The organism is Flavobacterium seoulense (genome assembly GCF_000695795.1).
GTDB classification, from domain to species: domain Bacteria; phylum Bacteroidota; class Bacteroidia; order Flavobacteriales; family Flavobacteriaceae; genus Flavobacterium; species Flavobacterium seoulense.
In genome coordinates, this window is sequence record NZ_JNCA01000024.1 from 63,899 (window position 1) to 82,461 (window position 18,563).

Annotated in this window: 18 protein-coding genes; 14 read left to right on the top strand and 4 right to left on the bottom strand. The window is 32.6% G+C overall.

Annotated elements, in window-relative coordinates:
* Positions 1 to 7: 7 nt before the first annotated feature.
* The 12 genes from FEM21_RS12790 to FEM21_RS12845 all read left to right on the top strand — a co-directional run bounded on the left by FEM21_RS12790 (position 8) and on the right by FEM21_RS12845 (position 14,234).
* Entirely contained in the window at positions 8 to 388 is a 381-nt protein-coding gene (locus tag FEM21_RS12790) for a rhodanese-like domain-containing protein (protein WP_035660952.1), read from the top strand.
* Between the two features lie 19 nt (positions 389 to 407).
* Positions 408 to 1,085: a DUF2461 domain-containing protein gene (locus tag FEM21_RS12795; protein WP_035661012.1), complete on the top strand. Its 678-nt coding sequence runs from the start codon at positions 408 to 410 to the stop codon at positions 1,083 to 1,085.
* Between the two features lie 91 nt (positions 1,086 to 1,176).
* Positions 1,177 to 2,238 carry a glycosyltransferase gene (locus tag FEM21_RS12800; RefSeq protein WP_035660955.1) on the top strand — a complete coding sequence of 354 codons (1,062 nt, stop codon included), beginning with the start codon at positions 1,177 to 1,179 and terminating at the stop codon, positions 2,236 to 2,238.
* Between the two features lie 93 nt (positions 2,239 to 2,331).
* Complete coding sequence (gene murB / locus FEM21_RS12805) at positions 2,332 to 3,384, top strand: UDP-N-acetylmuramate dehydrogenase (protein WP_262486555.1); 1,053 nt, start codon at positions 2,332 to 2,334, stop codon at positions 3,382 to 3,384.
* Between the two features lie 107 nt (positions 3,385 to 3,491).
* Positions 3,492 to 4,598, top strand: a complete 1,107-nt coding sequence (locus tag FEM21_RS12810; RefSeq protein ID WP_035660960.1) for a glycosyltransferase — start codon at positions 3,492 to 3,494, stop codon at positions 4,596 to 4,598.
* Positions 4,589 to 5,140, top strand: a complete 552-nt coding sequence (locus tag FEM21_RS12815) for an RNA polymerase sigma factor (protein ID WP_035660963.1) — start codon at positions 4,589 to 4,591, stop codon at positions 5,138 to 5,140. Before FEM21_RS12810 ends, FEM21_RS12815 begins: the two co-directional genes overlap by 10 nt.
* A 207-nt stretch (positions 5,141 to 5,347) precedes the next feature.
* Positions 5,348 to 6,736: an ATP-binding protein gene (locus FEM21_RS12820; protein ID WP_035660966.1), complete on the top strand. Its 1,389-nt coding sequence runs from the start codon at positions 5,348 to 5,350 to the stop codon at positions 6,734 to 6,736.
* 685 nt (positions 6,737 to 7,421) lie between these two features.
* Positions 7,422 to 8,810, top strand: a complete 1,389-nt coding sequence (locus FEM21_RS12825; protein WP_081824701.1) for an MFS transporter — start codon at positions 7,422 to 7,424, stop codon at positions 8,808 to 8,810.
* Between the two features lie 323 nt (positions 8,811 to 9,133).
* Positions 9,134 to 9,982: an energy transducer TonB gene (locus FEM21_RS12830; protein WP_035660968.1), complete on the top strand. Its 849-nt coding sequence runs from the start codon at positions 9,134 to 9,136 to the stop codon at positions 9,980 to 9,982.
* A 139-nt stretch (positions 9,983 to 10,121) separates the two neighbouring features.
* Positions 10,122 to 11,021, top strand: coding sequence for a lipoyl synthase (gene lipA / locus FEM21_RS12835; RefSeq protein ID WP_035660970.1), 900 nt, complete (start codon positions 10,122 to 10,124; stop codon positions 11,019 to 11,021).
* 23 nt (positions 11,022 to 11,044) lie between these two features.
* Complete coding sequence (gene gap / locus FEM21_RS12840) at positions 11,045 to 12,040, top strand: type I glyceraldehyde-3-phosphate dehydrogenase (protein WP_035660973.1); 996 nt, start codon at positions 11,045 to 11,047, stop codon at positions 12,038 to 12,040.
* 13 nt (positions 12,041 to 12,053) lie between these two features.
* Complete coding sequence (locus FEM21_RS12845) at positions 12,054 to 14,234, top strand: tetratricopeptide repeat-containing hybrid sensor histidine kinase/response regulator (protein WP_236353638.1); 2,181 nt, start codon at positions 12,054 to 12,056, stop codon at positions 14,232 to 14,234.
* Here FEM21_RS12845 and FEM21_RS12850 read toward each other — a convergent pair.
* The 4 genes from FEM21_RS12850 to FEM21_RS12865 all read right to left on the bottom strand — a co-directional run bounded on the left by FEM21_RS12850 (position 14,231) and on the right by FEM21_RS12865 (position 16,547).
* Entirely contained in the window at positions 14,231 to 15,043 is an 813-nt protein-coding gene (locus tag FEM21_RS12850) for a purine-nucleoside phosphorylase (protein ID WP_035660976.1), read from the bottom strand. The genes FEM21_RS12845 and FEM21_RS12850 overlap by 4 nt on opposite strands.
* A complete protein-coding gene (gene lpxK / locus FEM21_RS12855; protein WP_035661019.1) occupies positions 15,015 to 16,040 on the bottom strand; it encodes a tetraacyldisaccharide 4'-kinase in 1,026 nt (341 codons plus the stop codon). The genes FEM21_RS12850 and lpxK overlap by 29 nt, the downstream gene beginning before the upstream one ends.
* Positions 16,041 to 16,042: 2 nt before the next feature.
* The gene (locus tag FEM21_RS16620) at positions 16,043 to 16,171 is read right to left on the bottom strand and encodes a type II toxin-antitoxin system YoeB family toxin (RefSeq protein ID WP_236353640.1); all 129 of its coding nucleotides are present in this window, start codon (positions 16,169 to 16,171) and stop codon (positions 16,043 to 16,045) included.
* A gap of 127 nt (positions 16,172 to 16,298) precedes the next feature.
* Positions 16,299 to 16,547 carry a DUF2683 family protein gene (locus FEM21_RS12865; RefSeq protein ID WP_035660978.1) on the bottom strand — a complete coding sequence of 83 codons (249 nt, stop codon included), beginning with the start codon at positions 16,545 to 16,547 and terminating at the stop codon, positions 16,299 to 16,301.
* Positions 16,548 to 16,662: 115 nt separating this feature from the next.
* Between FEM21_RS12865 and FEM21_RS12870 the strand changes: the two genes are divergently transcribed.
* Both FEM21_RS12870 and FEM21_RS12875 read left to right on the top strand, forming a co-directional pair.
* Positions 16,663 to 17,757, top strand: coding sequence for a Nif3-like dinuclear metal center hexameric protein (locus FEM21_RS12870; RefSeq protein WP_035660980.1), 1,095 nt, complete (start codon positions 16,663 to 16,665; stop codon positions 17,755 to 17,757).
* A gap of 3 nt (positions 17,758 to 17,760) precedes the next feature.
* On the top strand, positions 17,761 to 18,540 hold the full coding sequence (locus tag FEM21_RS12875; RefSeq protein ID WP_035660982.1) for a zinc ribbon domain-containing protein: 780 nt from the start codon (positions 17,761 to 17,763) through the stop codon (positions 18,538 to 18,540).
* Positions 18,541 to 18,563: the final 23 nt, after the last annotated feature.

An 18,563-nucleotide genomic window follows, 5' to 3' on the forward strand; every position in this document is an offset into this window, starting at 1 on the left:
AAATTTGATGAAATCAAAAATCTTATTCTCAACAATATTCTTTTTCACATTATTCTTTAGTTATGCCCAAATCAAAACTGTTGAAGTCAATGCTTTCGCAAAAGAAATAAAGACAACACAAAAACCTCAAATTTTAGATGTTCGTACTCCCGAAGAATTCGCCGGAGGACATATTGATAATGCTGCAAACATAGATTGGCAAAACGAAAATTTCGTTAAAAACACGGAAAAACTAGACAAAAACAAACCCGTTTATGTGTATTGCCGAAGCGGAAAAAGAAGTTTAAAAGCATCTGAAAAATTAGAGGAATTAGGCTTCAAAAAAATCTACAATTTAGATGGCGGCTATCTTCAATGGAATGCCGAATCAACAAAAACAGCGAAATAAAAATCAAAAACCACCACGAATGCTTACAAAAGAATCACTTCAATTTCTAGACGATTTAAGAACCAATAACAATAGAGAATGGTTTCAGGATAATAAAAAACGTTATGAGATTTTCAAGAAAGATTATCATCAGTTAGTTAGTGATTTTCTCGATGCTATGAAACCGCTGGATCCTGCCTTAGAAATGCTGGAAGTAAAAAATTGTACTTTTAGAATCAATCGTGACATTCGTTTTTCTAAAGACAAATCACCTTATAAATCACATTTGGGCGTTTGGCTTTCTTCGGGTGCTAAAGGACTTAATCGTGCAGGTTATTATGTTCATATCGAAAAAGGAGCTTCCTTTATTGCCGGTGGTTTTTATTCGCCCGAAGCCGATGATCTCAAAAAAATACGCAAAGAAATTGCGTTTTTCTACGACGATTTAGAAGCTATTTTAAATGAGCCTGGTTTCAAAAAAGAATTTGGTGATTTTAACCGGGATGAAAGAAGCATGCTAAAAAATCCACCAAGAGGTTATGAAAAAGATCATCCTGCGATTGAATTTTTAAAACTGAAAAGTTTTGAAACCGTTCAGAAATTCGATATTTCAGAAGTGACTAAAAAAGATTTTGTTGCAAAAATGAGCCAGAAATTAATTCTTTTAAAGCCTTTAAACGAATTCATGAATCGTGCTTTAGAAACAGAAGAATTTTAAGAAAAAGTTAGCCACAGATTAAACGGATTATAAAGATTTCTAAAATCTGTGAGAATCATTTTAATCTGTGGCAAAAAATCAACTTATTTTAATGGAAAAAAGAAAAATACTTTTCCTTGGAGAATCCTATCGCGCCGATGCCATTACCTGGACAAATGGTTTAAAGGAATTTGGTAATTTCGAAATCACCTATTGGGAATTAAAAACATCCAATAATTCGTTTTTGAATAGAATCCTGAGAACGCTGGAATTTTTCTTTGCTCCTATAAGTATTCGAAAAATAATTCGTCAGCAAAAACCCGATATGATTATTGCCGAAAGAACGACCAGTTATGGTTTTCTGGCGGCACTTTCAGGTTTACAACCAAGTGCAATTGCCCAGCAAGGCAAAACCGATTTATGGCCGGAAAATTCGATTACGATTCCATTAAAAAAAATCATTCAGAATTATGCTTTTAAAAAAGCTACGCTTATTCATGCCTGGGGACCAATAATGACGAAACACATGGAAAAATCGAAAGTCGATATGGCTAAAGTTTTAGTGTTACCAAAAGGAATTGATTTAGGCTCATTCGAAAATAAAAACACTACCAATTCTGATAAAATTCATGCAATTGTTACGCGTTCGCTTTTACCAGAATACCGTCATGAAGTTATTTTAAAAGCTTTTGGCATTTTACATCAAAAAGGAATTGATTTCTCATTAACTATCGTAGGGAATGGCAAGCAACTTTCTTTTTTACAACAATTAGCAAGCGAGTTAAATATTGAAAATAAAGTATTTTTCACAGGAAGAATCGACAATACCGCTTTGCCAAAATTACTACAACAATCTAATTTTTATATTAGCATGCCTGTGACTGAAGGTGTTTCGGCATCTTTGTTTGAAGCAATGGCTTGTAGTTGTTATCCAATAGTTTCGGATATTTCAGGAAATCAAAGTTGGATTCGTCATCGTGAAAACGGACAATTAATTACCGTTGATGATTCTGAAATGCTTGCTAATGAAATTCTTTGGGCTTTCGAAAATACAGATTTCAGAAATAATGCGGTTTTAAATAATCGAAAATTTATTGAAAATCAGGCAGATTATAAAATCAATATGAAAATCATTGCTGATAAATACCATGAAGTGATTAATAATACCATCTGATTTTTTTGACCATTAAGGAATTAAGATTCATTAAATGACTCTAAGTCTTAAATTAGCTTAATTTCTTAATGGTTAAAACAAAAAACCTTACTTTTGAATCTTCAATTCACCACTAAAAAAGCGCTTTCTTTTATGGAAATTCTAAATAATTTTTCTTTAAAAAACTACAATACTTTTGGCATTGAAGCCAAAGCAAAACAATTTGTTGCTGTTCATAGTGTTAGCGAATTAAAAACAATTTTAGAACAACATCCATCAGAGAAAAAATTCATTTTAGGAGGCGGAAGTAATATGTTGCTAACGCAAGATATTGACGCATTAGTGATTCATATTGATTTGAAAGGAAAAAAAATCATCAAAGAAGATGAGGATTTTGTTTGGGTTGAAGCTCAGGCTGGCGAAAACTGGCACGAATTTGTACTTTGGAACATAGATCAAAATTTTGGCGGATTAGAAAACATGTCATTAATTCCCGGAAATGTAGGCACCACTCCTGTTCAAAACATTGGCGCTTATGGAACAGAAATTAAAGATACTTTTGTTTCCTGCGATGCGATAAATATTAAAACTCAGGAAATAAAAACTTTCACTAATGCCGAATGTAATTTTGGTTACCGCGAAAGTGTTTTTAAACATGAGGTAAAAGACCAATATATCATTACTTCGGTGGTTTTTAAACTAACAAAACATAACCATAAAATCAACACTTCTTATGGAGATATTCTGGCTGAATTAGAAAAAAATAACATTAAAACCCCTGGATTAAAAGATGTTAGTAATGCTGTAATTGCCATTAGACAAAGTAAATTACCTGATCCTAAAGAACTTGGAAACAGCGGTAGTTTTTTCAAAAATCCAATTGTTTTGAAAACTGATTTCGAAAAAATTCAGCAAAAATTCCCTGAAATAAAATATTACGAAGTTTCGGCAACCGAAGTAAAAGTTCCTGCGGGCTGGCTGATTGAGCAGGCTGGTTTTAAAGGAAAACGTTTTGGCGATGCCGGAGTTCATAAAAATCAAGCCTTAGTTTTAGTTAATTATGGCAAGGCGACAGGACAGGAAATATTAGCTGTTTCCAAAGATATTCAAAAAACTGTTTTTGAGACTTTTGGCATTCAAATTGAAGCTGAAGTAAATGTAATTTAAACTCAAAAACAAGCTTCAAAATTTTATTTTAAAATTCCTATTTAACATTTTCAAATACTAATTGTATTCATACCTTTGCAGTCGATTTAAAAACCCATTAAACACTGATGCTTATACTGATTCTTTACTTTTTTATTGCTATTGTTTTTATTCAAATTGCGTATTATTTAGGAGTTTTTGGGAAATTTGCTTTCGCCAAAGCACAAAAAATAACACCCAAAAGAATTCCTGTTTCGGTTATCGTTTGTGCTAAAAATGAAGAAGAAAATGTAGCCAAATATGTTCCGCTGCTAGCAGAGCAAAACTACCCTGATTTTGAGATTGTTCTAATCGACGATGCCTCAAGTGATAACACCTTAGAACTTTTTGAAGCATTCGAACAACAATATTCTAACATTCGTCTCGTTAAGGTACAAAACAATGAGGCTTTTTGGGGAAATAAAAAATATGCTTTGACCTTAGGTATCAAAGCCGCAAAGAAAGAATATTTGCTATTTACCGATGCTGATTGTTACCCAACATCTAAAGACTGGATAACTGCTATGAGTTCGCAATTTACATTACATAAAACGATTGTTTTAGGATATGGAGGCTATGATAAAATTGCCAATTCATTCCTGAATAAAATCATTCGTTTTGAAACTGTGTTGACAGCAATTCAGTATTTTTCATGGGCAAAGCTAGGAAATCCATATATGGGTGTAGGGCGAAATTTAGCTTACAAAAAAGAAGAATTCTTTAATGTAAACGGATTTATTAATCATATTCAGGTGCGTTCCGGCGATGATGATTTATTCATTAACGAAGCGGCAAATGCTGGTAATACAACCGTTGCTTACACTCCGGAAAGTTTTACATATTCGGCTCCAAAAACGAAATACAAAGACTGGTTTACTCAAAAAAGAAGACATGTTGCTACGGCAAAACATTATAAAACTATTGATCAATTACAGCTGGGGTTGTTCTTCAGTTCCCAATTGTTATTTATTGTTTTAGCCACTATCTTATTAGCTTTCCAGTTTCAGTGGATTTTAGTATTGAGTTTAGTAGGATTACGTTATTTATGTGCCTGGCTTATTGTAGGGTTTTCGGCTGGAAAATTAAAAGAAAAGGATATTAAATTTTGGTTTCCAATAGTCGAAATTGCGCTTGTTTTTACTCAAATCAATGTTTTTATCACTAATATTTTTTCAAAACCAGTCAATTGGAAATAAAAAATCAAATAGAAAAAGCAAAATCAGGAGACCAAACGGCCTTTACTTTTCTATTGAATCATTATTGGAGTGAAGTTTACGGATTCATGCTTAAACGCACCGAAAACGAGACCAATGCCGAAGATATTACCATTGAAACTTTTTCGAAAGCATTTGATAAAATTGCAACTTATAATCCTGAATTCCAGTTCAACACCTGGTTAATCACTATTGCAAAGAATGTCTATATTGATATGCTTCGCAAGCAAAAATCAAGTCTTTTTGTCGAAATCACAGAGCAGGAAGACCAAAAAGCTTATAACATCGCCGATACGACACCGTCTAAAGAAGACGAATTGATTACCGAGCAAAACCTTTCGCAATTACTGCAATACATCAAGGAATTAAAACCTCATTATCAGGAAGTAATCCAGTTGCGTTATTTTCAGGAAATGAGCTATCAGGAAATAGCCAATAAAATTGACGAACCACTCAACAACGTCAAAGTAAAACTCCTTAGAGCCAAAAAACTATTGGCAGAAATTATCCATAACCGCAGGTAATTTTTTTTAAAACCATTAAGGCATTAAGTTATATTAAGATTCTCTTTTAGTGTAGCCGTAAATAATACTGTCATTTCTTTGACAAGTAAGAAAAGTTTTTAAATTTGTAGAAATAAAAACTTGCATACAACATGTCAATTTAGAATAAAACTGGACTGTTTTATGCGTATATAAACGAGTTACCGGTTATTATACTAAGAAACAACTATGATACAAACAATAGAAATTACAGACGAACAGAAGGAAAAAATTTTACATTTAAGTGAAAATCATTTTAATGACTTAAAATCTAAAGATATTTCTCCTGCAAGTTTAACAAAGACTATCTCTGCATTTTCAAACTCAGTTGGTGGCGATTTATATATAGGCATTGATGAGAATGAAGAAAAAGGAATTAAAACACGTTCATGGAGAGGGTTTGTTGACGAAGAGGAGGCAAACGGTCATATTCAAATTTTCGAGCAATTATTTCCGATAGGTGATTCTTATTCATACACATTCTTAACTAACCCATCTTCGACTGGACTCATCTTACAAGCATCAATTAAGAAAACACTCCATATTGTTAAGGCTTCTAACGGAAGTATCTATAAAAGACGCTCTGCTCAAAGCTTAAAATTGACTACTGACGCAGAATTAAAAAGATTAGAATTAGATAAAGGGCTATCTAGCTTTGAGGATATTACTCTAAATATCCCTTTAGAAACCGTTACAGATTCTTATATCATTTTTGAATTTATGATAGAAGTTGTTCCAACCATTGAACCTTTACCGTGGCTTAAAAAACAATTATTAATTAGAGATAACCATCCAACTGTTGCTGCAACTTTGTTGTATTCTGAAATTCCTCAAGCTGCACTTCCAAAACAAAGTGGAATAAAAGTTTATAGATACAAAACGAAATCAGATGAAGGAACAAGAGAAACTTTAGTATTTGACCCAATCTCAATTGAAGGACCAATATATACGCAAATATATGAGGCTGTAAGCACAACAAAAAGAGTAATTGAAGAAGAAAAAGTATTAAGAGAAACTGGACTTGAGGATTTGCAATATCCTGACAAAGCGTTACATGAAATTGTAACTAACGCTGTATTACATAGAGATTATAGCTTGGCATCAGATATTCATATCAGGATATTTGATAATAGAGTTGAAGTTTTAAGTCCTGGTTCTTTACCTGGTCATGTAACGGAAATAAACATTCTAAATGAGCAATTTGCTAGAAATGGGAATCTCGTACGATTAGTTAACAAATTTCCAAACCCACCTAATAAGGATGTAGGAGAAGGCCTAAATACTGCATTTAATGAAACTAGCGATTTAAGATTAAAAAAACCAATTATTAAAGAGCTTGAGAATGCAGTTTTAGTTACTATAAGTCACGAACCATTAGCATCACCAGAAAAAATTATTATGGAGTACTTAGAAACTAATGATGAAATTCACAATAGCACTGCAAGAGAACTGACCGGAGTAAGAACTCCTGACTCAATGAAAAGTGTTTTCTATAAATTACAAGAGAAAGGACTTTTAGAGATTAATCCAGACCCGACAAAAAAAGGAAGAAATTCAACTTGGATAAAAAAGAAATAACAACCGGTAAGAGAACAGTTACTCTGACCGCACAGATATATCAACGCAATGATAGCGCGGAAATGTTTTCCGTGCCCACAACGAAAAGCAACTTTGTCGAGTTACTAGATGAGATTCCTCATTCTTCGGAATGACAAGTTTGTGTAAAATCAATTGGAACGGGCTTTAGCCTGTTTTAAAAATAGAATTCTAAATTGGCTTTAGCCTAAATCATATTGATTTGGCTAAAGCCTTATTTATTATTAATTCCATCATCTGGCTAAAGCCAGACGCTATTGAATCTCGTTTAAAGCTCCCTGGTTCTCGTTTGCAACAAGGATCTACTTCATTTTTAAAACTAAAACCTTAAATACCTTAATGGTTTAAAAAACGTTTTTTTCTCACATATACCATAAAAGCCAAAATTATTTTAAGTCGTTAGTATTTTTTCCAACGGTTTTTAATTTCATCTACTTACAGTTTACATTCCTTGTAAAATCTGGCTTTTTTACACAGAATCAACTTACTTAAATTTTTATCACAAAAAATACTTAAGTAAAAATACTTAATTATTTTTCTAAAACTGCGTTTTCGCAGCTTTTAATCAAAATTAAGCCCGTAATTTTGCTTTATAAATAAGTAAAATACTTAGAAATAAGTTTTCTGCTTAGATAAAAAACAATACAAACGATTAAATATTTTGGTTATGAGTTCAATTTCAACAAATCAACCGCTTTCTAGTTTAAACATTTTTAGTGGTAAAGGCGTTCAAATGCGTACCTTTCACATTACATGGTTAACATTTTTCTTTTCATTTTTTGCATGGTTTGGTATGGCATCACTTATGCCAATCGCTAAAGAACAATTGCATCTGACAAAAGACCAATTAGGTAACATTCAAATTGCAGCTGTATCGGCAACCATTATCGCCCGATTATTAATTGGCCGATTAGTAGATAAATTTGGTCCAAGGCTAACTTATACTTGGTTATTAATCATTTGTTCTGTACCTGTTTTATTAATTGGTACTTCACAGTCTTACGAAAGCTTTTTGTTTTTTAGATTAGCTATTGGGGTTATTGGTGCTTCATTTGTAATTACACAATTTCATACTTCGGTAATGTTTGCTCCATCTATTAAAGGAACAGCTAATGCCACGGCAGGAGGATTTGGTAATGCAGGTGCCGGTTTAGCTAATATTGCCATGCCGCTTATTGCTGCAGGATTCGTAGGATTAGGAATATGTACTCCAGAAGATAGCTGGAGATACGCCATGATTGTTCCGGGAGTATTATTATTGTTTTTTGCTTTCATCTATTTTAGATATACTAAAGATTTACCTAATGGTAATTATAAAGAACTTGGAATTGAAAAAGAAAATAAAGAAAATACATTCATGCTGGCTGTTAAAGATTACCGTACCTGGGTTTTAACTATCGCTTATGCTGCTTGTTTTGGTGTTGAAATCACTATTGATAATTTTGCTCCAATTTATTTTACAGATACTTTTGGTGCCAGTCTGAAAACAGCGGGAATCTGTGCTGGAATTTTTGGATTAATTAATCTTTTTGCAAGACCATTAGGAGGTATCGTTGCTGACAAAGTAGGTAAAAGCTATGGTTTTTCAGGAAAAAATTTATTGCTTGCATTACTACTTGTTGTAGAAGGTATAGGCGTTATTTTCTTTGGTATGACTAATCAATTAGGAGTTGCTATCTTTTTAATGTTCTTGTTCGGGATGAGCTTAAAAATGGCAAATGGAGCAACTTATAGTCTTGTACCATTTATTAATCCAAAAGCTGTGGGAAGTGTAGCTGGAATTGTAGGAGCAGGTGGAAATATTGGAGCTATGTTAATTGCTTTTTTATTCAAAGCTAAAGCTGTTAAGTTTTCTAAAGATGTAATTAACGAAAGTGGAGTATCTCAAACTAAAGATTTAATTGATTACACCAATGCGTTTTACATATTAGGAATTATCGTTTTTATAACAGGAATCATTGTTTTGGCTGTAAAATTTGCAGTAAAAGATAAAGAAGTCGAGCAATTACCTTCAAATACTAATTTGGCATATCAAACAGTAAAAGTAAAATCTTAAATTGCTTCGCCGATTCGCTTCGTTCGGGTCATAAAGAAATATAGAACTTCGAATATTGTTTAAAAAGAAAGGCAGCCTGTATTCAGACTGCCTTTCTTTTTAAATACATTTTTTATAGTTCAATCGTAGTATTTTATAAACCAACTAATTGCTCTGAGAATCCTTTCATCCCTGTCATAAAAGTTACTTTAAAATTATTCTAAATTATTTTTACAAACACCTCGGAATTTACATACTAAATTCGTATCTTCAACATTACAAAACAAATACCACATTCGCATACGATTTAACTGAAACCTATTTAACCATTAAATCTATACATTATGTCACAACACAGTCTTTATGAAAGCAACTGGATTAATCTAGTTTTCGAAAACAGAAACAAAGAGTACGGCGCTTTTCAACTACGTCAGGAAACAACCAAAACTTCTTTTAACGCTCTTTTTACCGGAATTTTATTGTGTGCTGCATTAATACTGTTGCCCAAATTACTCAGCCATCCACAAGAAATTACTGCTCCCAATGTTCCTGACATTATAGATACTGTAGTACAGCTAGACAATATTTACTCTAATCAAGAAGAACCAATGGCAGCTGCTCCGGCTCCTCTTCAGGCACAAGAACAAACTCCTACTGAAGTAATTGATAAAACCCAACTTATTAACCCAACTGTTGTGACTGCAACACTGGCAACTCCTGTTGTAGAATTTACCACAGCGACAACTAATCCTGTAGACAGCACAACTGATAGACTAGTTGTTGCTGGTTCTGGAAATGGAAATGGCGAAGGTGTTCTTAACGGCACAGGAACTGGTTCAAATTCTGCAACAGGAACTTCAACTGGCAATGGAAACGAATTACTAATGGCAGAAACTTTAGACAGTAAGCCTCAATTTCCGGGAGGAATTGAAAAATTCTACCGTTACATAGGAAATCATTTCACTAGTCCGGTACTAGATGAAAATAGAAACGTTCGCATTTTTGTTTCTTTTGTAGTCGAAAAAGACGGTAGCATGAGCAATATAAAAGTACTTAATAAACCAGGGCAAGCTTTGGAAAAAGAAGCCATTCGCGTGTTGCAATCTATAAAAGTAAAATGGACTCCGGGAATATTAAATTCAAAACCGGTAAGAACGGCCTACAACCTACCTATTGTTGTACAAGTAGATTAATTTGTTTTTTGAATCAAAATTAAAAGCAGTCTTAGCGCTGCTTTTATATTTTTATAACAAATCCAGCCAAAAGCTTCACTAGCTAAAACACCACTTTTTAAATCAACATTGCGTATATTTGTAGCCTTAAAATTGATTTATGGAAACTGTTTTAGATACAACTGCACCAATTACTGCCCAAGGCGCAGCCGAACCAAGCGTAGCTAAGCCTAAATGGTTAAAAGTAAAATTACCTATCGGAAAAAAATATACTGAGCTTCGTGGCTTAGTCGATAAATACAGCTTAAATACCATTTGTACTTCAGGAAGTTGTCCTAATATGGGCGAATGCTGGGGTGAAGGTACTGCAACCTTTATGATTTTAGGAAATACTTGTACGCGCTCCTGCGGATTTTGTGGTGTAAAAACAGGTCGTCCTGAAACTGTAGATTGGGATGAACCTGAAAAAGTAGCCCGTTCTATAAAAATCATGAATATTAAGCATGCTGTAATTACAAGTGTTGACCGAGATGATTTAAAAGATGGTGGTTCCATTATTTGGATTGAAACCGTAAAAGCCATTCGCAGAATGAACCCTAATACTACACTTGAAACACTAATTCCTGATTTTCAAGGTATCGAAAGAAATATTGACCGTCTTGTAGAAGCTAATCCTGAAGTCGTTTCTCATAACATGGAAACTGTTCGCCGATTAACCCGTGAAGTACGTATTCAGGCAAAATATGACCGTAGTTTAGAAGTATTGCGTTACTTAAAAGAGAAAGGAATTAACAGAACCAAATCAGGAATCATGTTAGGTCTTGGTGAAGAAGAAGAAGAAGTATTCCAAACACTGAGAGATTTGCGCGCTGCCAATGTAGATGTAGTAACTCTGGGTCAGTACTTACAGCCTAGTAAAAAACACTTACCTGTTAAGGAATTTATTACACCGGAACAATTTGCTAAATACGAACAATTTGGCTTAGAATTAGGATTCCGTCACGTAGAAAGCGGACCATTAGTTCGTTCTTCATACAAAGCACAAAAACATATTCTTTAATACCCTAAAGTTTACATAAAAAATTGAAAACAAGAATTGCCATCAATGGTTTTGGTCGAATTGGCCGAAACCTTTTCCGTCTACTTTTAAATCATCCCGAAATAGAAGTTGTCGCTATCAATGATATTGCCGACACTAAAACTATGGCGCATTTAATAAAATACGACAGTATTCACGGCGTTTTGCCTCATACTGTAGTCTCTGACGAGACAGGCTTTACAATTGATGGAAAACATTTTGCGTTTTTTCACGAAAAATCAATTGCAAATCTTAACTGGAGCACACTAAACATTGATTTTGTAATTGAATCAACAGGAAAATACAAAACCCACGAAGATTTAAACCAGCATATTATTGCAGGTGCTAAAAAAGTAATTCTTTCGGCACCTTCAGAAGTAGATACTATCAAAACTGTAGTTTTAGGAGTTAACGAACATATACTTGACGGAACCGAAAAAATTATTTCTAATGCGAGCTGCACTACTAACAATGCCGCTCCAATGATTAAAATAATCGATGATCTTTGCGGAATTGAACAAGCTTACATTACTACAATTCACTCATTTACCACAGATCAAAGTTTACACGACCAGCCACACAAGGATTTACGAAGAGCTCGTGGTGCCAGTCAGTCAATTGTTCCTACAACAACAGGAGCAGCTAAAGCTTTAACAAAAATTTTTACTAACTTAGAAGGCAAAATTGGAGGATGTGGTATTCGTGTTCCCGTTCCCGATGGTTCTTTGACTGATATTACCTTTAATGTAAAAACAGCTGTCTCGATAGAAGAAATTAACGAAGCTTTTAAATCAGCTTCACAAAATGAACTAAAAGGAATTTTAGATTATACCGAAGATCCTATCGTTTCTGTTGACATTCTTGGAAATAGAAACTCCTGTTTATTTGACGCTCAACTTACTTCTGTTATTGACAAAATGGTTAAAGTAGTGGGTTGGTACGACAATGAAATTGGTTATTCATCACGATTAATAGATTTGATACTTTTGACAAAACCTTAATCAAAGTAAATAAATGAAATTACAAATCAAGTATCTGATTTTCGTTATTTTATTTAATTCAACCCTGTATTCCCAAAAAGAAGAAACAGACAGCATTAGCTATTACAATAATTTAGCTAACAAAAACAGTAAGCTAAATCAATTTAAAGAAGTTTTTTTCTTCACTCAAAAAGCAATTAATTACGCTCAAGAGCATTCAAAAACTAAAGAACAAGCGATCCAGACAGCAAAATTGGGTCGCTTGTATTTTGGTTTAAAAAAATACGATGATGCCATTGAAAAACTTACCGAAAGCATCAATTTATTTAAAACACACAGCCCTTCTCCCGAATATGCCAAAGCCTATTATTATCTGGGATTAAGCCACATTGCTAAAAAGAATTACAAAGCAGCCGAAACCGCTATTAATAAAACCGCTGCTATTTCTAAAGCTTTACAAATTGATGAAAACATTGACCTAATTCAACTTCAAAAAGCAATTATTTATCGTGCCAATCAAAAATTTGACATTGCTTCACGCATCTTAAATTCTATTATTTCAAAGCCTGACAATCCGAAAAACATGGATAATAAAGCGGAAGCTTTGTACCAAATGGGATTAATTGAAGAATACAACAATCGAAATAATTTAGCGCTTAGCTACTACAACAAAGCTTTAAATCTGAATGCTAAAAACCAAAATTTAGATCAAAAATCGAATATTTTATTAGCAATTAGTCTTGTTTATGATAAAATGCTTGATAAAAGCAATGCCTATTCTTTTTTAAAATTACATTTGAATTTAAAAGAAAGTATTGCTATTTCACTTAATGAAAAACTCGGAATAAATGATTATGAAGCTTTCAAGAAAAATCAAGAAAAACTAAATACAGCCCGAATTAATAAACAAAAACAAGAAGAAGAAAAAACAAAAAGATTCTCCAGATTAATCAATTATTTATCAGTTGCCCTGATTGCTATTCTTTCATTATTGAGTTTTTCATTGTATAGAAATAATATTATTCGAAAAAAATCCAACTTATTATTGCAAGAAAAAAACGACGAACTTTTATTAGCTAAAGAAAAAACAGAAAAAGCTTCGAATGCCAGAGCTGATTTTTTATCCATCGTAAGTCATGAATTAAGAACACCACTCAATGCCATTAACGGAATTACTCATCTTTTATTAGAAGAAAATCCTAAGAAAACCCAGCTCCATTATCTTAATTCTTTACAATATTCAGGACACTACTTAACTTCTTTTATCAATGATATTTTAGAAATTAATAAAATTGATTCTAATAAAATCCAACTTGAGTTTGTGAACTTTAATCTAAAGCAATTGTTAGAAGATATTCAAAATTCATTAATCGAAGTTGCTACAAAAAACAGAAATCAGTTTTTACTCGAAATTGATCCAAATATCCCCAATAACCTCATTGGAGACCCCATAAAATTGTCACAAATATTCATGAATCTGATTAACAATGCGCTAAAATTCACTAAAAATGGAAAAGTGAGCGTTGTTGCTCAACTAGAATCTTTTGAAGAACAAAAAGCCATTATTCTTTTTGAAATAATTGATACAGGAATAGGAATTCCTTCTGAAAAAATTGATAGCGTTTTTGACAGTTTTTCCCAAGGTTCTACCGAAATTAATAGAAAATATGGCGGAACAGGTCTTGGTTTAACTATTGTAAAAAAACTATTAAATTTATTAGACAGCGAAATTCATGTAAAAAGTGAATTAGGCGAAGGTGCTACTTTTTCGTTCAAATTAGCCTTAACTGCAAATAATATTCATACAATATTAGAACCAATCGAAGAAAAGAAATTTGATCTTTCGGCAATAAAAGGCAAAAACATTTTAGTTGTTGAAGACAATAAAATCAATCAAATGATTACTAAAAGAATGCTCGAAAACAAAGAAATTATTTGCGAAGTAATTGACAATGGAGAAGATGCAATTCAGGCAGTAAAAAGCAAGAATTATGATTTAGTTTTAATGGATGTTCACCTCCCAGGCATCAATGGAACTATTGCTACAAAAGAAATCAGAAATTTTGACACAACCACACCCATCATTGCAATGACGGCTATTTCGCTAAATGAAAACAGAGAAATGCTACTTTCTTTTGGCATGAATGATGTCATTACAAAACCATTTATTCCTCAGGATTTTTATAATTTATTATGTAAATTTCTAACTAATTAATAACTTAAAATTAATTCTTTAATTAGCATTCTAACCTTAGGTTCGGCTTTTCTTGCTGCTTCTAAAACTTCTTCATGAGAAATAGTTTCGATACTTTCTTCGTTCCCCATATCAGTAATTACCGAAATACCAAAAGTCTCTAAATCCATGTGTCGTGCCACTATTACTTCAGGAACTGTTGACATTCCTACACAATCGGCACCAAGAATTTTTACCATTTTGTATTCAGCCAAAGTTTCAAATGTTGGCCCCTGTAAACCTAAATAAATTCCTTCTTTGACTTCAATCTTGTTTTTTAGTGCTATTCCTTTTGCCTGAGCAATCATTTTTTTCGAATAAGCCTCACTCATATTTACGAATCTTGGTCCAAAACGTTCATCGTTTTTCCCTCGCAAAGGATGTTCGGGAACCATATTAATGTGATCGGTAATAAGAACAATATCGCCCACTTTATAATTAGGATTTACACCTCCCGAAGCATTGGAAACAATTAATTTTTCAATACCTAAATATTTCATTACACGCACCGGAAAAGTAACTTCCTGCATCGAATAACCTTCATAATAATGAAAACGACCTTGCATCGCTACTACTTTTTTAGTTCCAATGGTTCCAAAAACCAAAGCGCCTTTATGTCCCTGAACAGTCGAAACAGGAAAATTAGGAATTTCAGCATAAGGCAAAGTGAATTCTATCTGAATATCATCTGTAAAACTGCCTAATCCTGAACCTAGGATTACTCCATATTCGGGAGTAAAATTAATTTTCGATTGTATAAAACTAACGGTTTCTTGTACTTGTTCCCACATAATTTAAAATAGTTTTATCAAAATTATCACTGTCAGAAAGGAAAGAACTTTTTATAGGTAAATAATACAATTGTTCTTTTAAAACACTATTTTTTAACCTTACGTAATCTTTCTCGGTAGTAATAATGAGCTTATTTTGAGCTTTATCTTTAATATTTACCAAATCATTTTCAGAAAAATGATGATGATCAGGAAAAACTAATTTCTCATCGTTATTGCTTTGCAAATAAGCAAAAAATGGTTCTGGTTTTGCTATTCCGGCAAGAAGTAATTTATCGGCATTTTTGATTTCATCAACTTTAATTGATTTACTTTCCGAATAAATAAATTCGTCATAATCAATATACGAAAAATACAATTCCTGATTTGAATTCAACTTTAATCGAATTCTAATTTTATTTTGTTCTTCTATCGAAAGATTTTCAGGACATTTTGTAACAATAATAATGTTAGCTCTTTTGGATCCACTTCTACTCTCACGCAAATTTCCTGTTGGCAACATAAAATCATCGGCATAAATATCACCATAAGAAGTGAGCAAAACATAAAATCCTGCTTTTACTTTTCGGTGCTGATAAGCATCATCCAGCAAAATCACTTCAGGTTTTGAAGGTTGCGAAAGCAATTGTTCAATACCATTTTTTCTATTAGCATCAACAGCGATCTGAATGTTTGGGAATTTTTGATAAAACTGAAAAGGTTCGTCTCCTAAAACTGCAGCATTCGAATTGGCATCAGCCAAAACAAAACCTTCTGATTTTCGTTTATAACCACGGCTTAAAGTAGCCACTTTATATTTTGACGAAAGTAAACGAATTAAATATTCAATTTGTGGCGTTTTTCCAGTTCCGCCTACACTAAGATTTCCAACAGCAATTATTGGTAAATCAAAAGTGTGAGATTTTAAAATTCCTTTATCAAAAAGAAAATTACGAATACTTGTAATGAATCCATACAAAATGGAAAAAGGAAAAAGTATTTTTCGAAGTAAATTTATCATTATTTATCAGAATAGTGCCCCATTGCTGAAACTACAAAAACGGTTACAATATCGTCATCTACCTGATAAATCATTCGATCTCTTTGATTAATACGTCTTGACCAATAACCTGTATATTCATGTTTCAAAGGCTCAGGATTTCCAAATCCTTCGTATGGATTTTCAGTAAGCTCAATTAAATTTTAGCGATATTTTTAATTGAAATCTTATTTCCTGATTTTTTATGTTTTTCAATATCTTGATTTGCGACCTTAGTTACTTCAACCCTAAACTTCCCCATATATCATCTGGATTTAGCGTTGTAGTTTCACCATTTTTAATATTTTCTTCTGCTTTTTTTACTTTCTCAACAAACTCAGAAGTATAAATACTCGATTTCTCATTAAGCTGTTCATAAGCTGGCTCAACAATTTCTATACCATCAACACCTTTAAAAAAAGCTTCAAACATAGCCATAAATGCTTTTCCTGTTTTGGTACGTTCGTTAATTTTAATTGTAGTCATAACTTTAGGTTTAGAGTTACAAAGATACAAAATTCGTGTGGTATTGATTTTAAAGTTAATTTGTTTATTCGTTAATTTGTTTATTCGTTAATTTGTTTATTCGAAAAAATTCAAAATGAAAATAAAAGAAATCCTTTCTGTTCTTGAAGAAATGGCGCCTTTAGCCTATGCCGAAGATTTTGATAATGTTGGGCTATTAGTTGGTGATCAAAACACTGAAGCGACAGGAGTTTTGGTTTGCCATGATGCTTTAGAAAATGTTATTGATGAAGCGATTGCTAAAGAATGTAATTTGGTAGTTTGTTTTCATCCAATATTATTTTCAGGGTTGAAAAAAATCACTGGCAAAAATTATGTAGAGCGTTCGATTCTTAAAGCCATAAAAAATGACATTGCTATTTATGCCGTTCACACCGCTTTAGACAATCACAAAGACGGAGTGAATAAAATATTTTGTGATGCTTTAGGGTTGACTAACACTAAAATATTAATTCCGAAATCTAATTTTATTCGAAAATTAGTTACGTATACCATTCCTGAAAATGCCGATAAAGTTCGTAATGCTTTATTTAATGCCGGAGCTGGAAAAATAGGCAATTATGAAGATTGCAGTTTTAATTCGAAAGGAATTGGCACTTATCAAGGCAATGAAGACAGCAATCCTGAAATAGGAGAACGTTTTGAATTTATAGAAAATGAAGAAATTAAAATCGAAGTTACTTTCGAAAAGTATTTAGAATCCAAAATTCTAAAAGCTTTGTTTAAAAATCATGTTTATGAAGAAGTAGCTTATGAAATTTATGATTTGCAAAACCAACATCAAAATATCGGTTTAGGAATGATAGGAGAACTTCCTGTTGAAATGGATGAAAAAGATTTTCTTCTTCTTGTAAAAGAAAAAATGATTGCTGATGGAATTCGTCACTCGGCCTTTCGAGGAAAAAAAATAAAGAAAGTTGCTGTTTTAGGTGGTTCCGGAAGTTTTGCTATAAAAAACGCCATTCAGGCTGGAGCTGATGCTTTTTTAACTGCTGATTTGAAATACCATCAGTTTTATGAAGCAGAAAATCAGTTAATTTTAGCCGATATTGGACATTTTGAAAGCGAACGCTATACAAAAAATTATATTGTTGATTTTCTTAGAAAAAAAATCCTTAATTTTGCCATCATTTTATCTGAAGAAAATACAAATCCAGTTAAGTACTTATAGAATATGACTAATACGAAAGAATTAAGTGTTGAGGACAAGTTAAGAGCCATCTACGATTTACAATTAATTGACTCTAGAATTGACGAAATTAGAAACGTGAGAGGGGAACTTCCTCTTGAAGTGGAAGATTTAGAAGATGAAGTTGCTGGTTTAAGCACACGTTCTGAAAAACTAAAAGGAGAGCTTGAAGTTATTGAAGAGCAAATTAAAGCTAAAAAGAATAGTATTGATGAGCATAAAGAAGCTATCAAAAAATATACTAAACAACAAGAAAGTGTACGTAACAACAGAGAATTCAACTCTTTAACTAAAGAAGTAGAATTTCAGGAGCTTGAAATCCAATTAGCTGAAAAGCAAATGAAAGAAATGAAAGCTTCTATTGAACACAAAAAAGAGATTATTGCTCAATCTAAAGAAAAGTTAGAGTTAAAATCAAATCACTTAAAGCATAAAAAATTAGAGTTAAACGATATCATGGCAGAAACTGCTAAGGAAGAAGAATTTTTAACTCAAAAATCAGCTGAATTCCAAGAGCAAATCGAAGAAAGATTATTAGCTGCTTACACCAGAATTCGTTCAAGTGTTCGTAACGGATTAGCTGTTGTTTCTATCGAAAGAGGGGCTTCTGCAGGTTCATTCTTTACTATTCCACCACAAACGCAAGTGGAAATTGCTTCAAGAAAAAAAATCATCATCGATGAGCATTCAGGAAGAATTTTAGTTGACAGTAGTTTAGCTGAAGAGGAAAAAGAAAAAATGGAAAACTTATTTGCAAGTATTTAATTATATATTTAAGTCCCGATTCA